3 protein-coding genes are annotated in these 1,052 nt (G+C 40.7%); all 3 read left to right on the top strand.

The window, feature by feature from the left end; all coding sequences use genetic code 11:
- A partial coding sequence (locus BCT81_RS27425; protein WP_102426505.1) for a Ter macrodomain-binding protein MatP occupies window positions 1–310 on the top strand: 310 nt, incomplete at its 5' end.
- A gap of 23 nt (window positions 311–333) precedes the next feature.
- Window positions 334–642 (top strand): DUF3634 family protein, encoded by a 309-nt coding sequence (locus BCT81_RS27420; protein ID WP_008221967.1) that lies wholly within the window; start codon window positions 334–336, stop codon window positions 640–642.
- A 105-nt stretch (window positions 643–747) separates the two neighbouring features.
- Window positions 748–1,052: hypothetical protein (locus tag BCT81_RS27415; RefSeq protein WP_102426506.1), on the top strand; the 305-nt coding region annotated here is incomplete at its 3' end.

The following is a 1,052-nucleotide window of genomic DNA, read 5'->3' as shown; positions in this document are numbered from 1 at the left end:
CCAACCTACAGGTGTGCTTGAGTGGATATCAGACAACATGTCTCCAGAGCTCGACAATAAGCTCAAACAAGCGATTAGGGCGAAGCGCAAACGCCACTTTAACGCTGAACAAGTTCATACCAAAAAGAAATCAATTGACCTCGATTATCGCGTCTGGGAAAAGCTATCCCAAAGAGCGAATGAGCTAGGTTGTACCTTGTCTGACGCCATCGAATATTTGGTGAGTGAAGCATCACGCAGTGAACAGGCGAGTAAAACGGTAACGAGCCTTAAAGAAGATTTAAGCAAGCTTCTTTCTGATGATAAGTAACCATCAATATTAGTGGTGACGTTATGATGTATGTAATCTTAATCGGTGCAGTGTTGGTATTTTGGTTGGTCGCTGTAGATAGACCCGTCCTGAAAATTAAATTCAGTGATGGAGCTATTGAGCAGGTTAAAGGTCATCTTCCGCCGAGTTTTAAGCACAACCTTCAAGAGATCGGCCACAACAATGCGTTTAAGGGCGAATTAAAAGTGTATGCGAAACGTTCTGGCTATAACTTGAAGTTCACCAAGGATGTGCCTAAAAGTGTGCAACAGAGAATTCGTAATGTGTTCCCGCATAACGGCTTTAAGTCGAAAGGCTCGAAGAAAGCGTAATCTCTGATAATTACGTGTTGTTTAATACAAGACCATACTAAGTTAGTCCTAAACGCCTCTCTATTGTCTGCATACTGTTTTCAATTTTCACGGATAGAGAACAGTATGAGATATCTAGTACTTTTATTGTGTTGTTTGCCACTATTAGCAATTTCAGACGACTCTTTGATTAATCCAGTCGCAAAAAAGATCAAAACCACAGTCCTAAAAGGTCTCGACAAGAGCCATATTGAGCTAGAAGGGTATTGTGACCTTATGATTGAGATGAAGCATGCCAAAGGCTATGCACGAATCAAAAAGGTTAGAACATCTGGGGATAGCAAAATCTGTAAAGAGGCTAAAAAGCACTTGCCCAAGCGTAAAAAGTTTAAGTACAGTTTTCCTGAGAAATATATTCGTCTACACATATC

Origin of the sequence: Vibrio sp. 10N.261.52.A1, from assembly GCF_002876325.1 — a bacterium.
Taxonomy (GTDB): Bacteria; Pseudomonadota; Gammaproteobacteria; order Enterobacterales; family Vibrionaceae; genus Vibrio; species Vibrio chagasii.
Note: the sequence above shows the minus strand (reverse complement) of the source record. Positions and strands in the feature narration are given on the sequence as shown.

Excerpts from the sequence above, each read along its gene's own strand:
- BCT81_RS27420 (WP_008221967.1), top strand. The coding sequence starts at position 334 with ATGATGTATGTAATCTTAATCGGTGCAGTGTTGGTATTTTGGTTGGTC.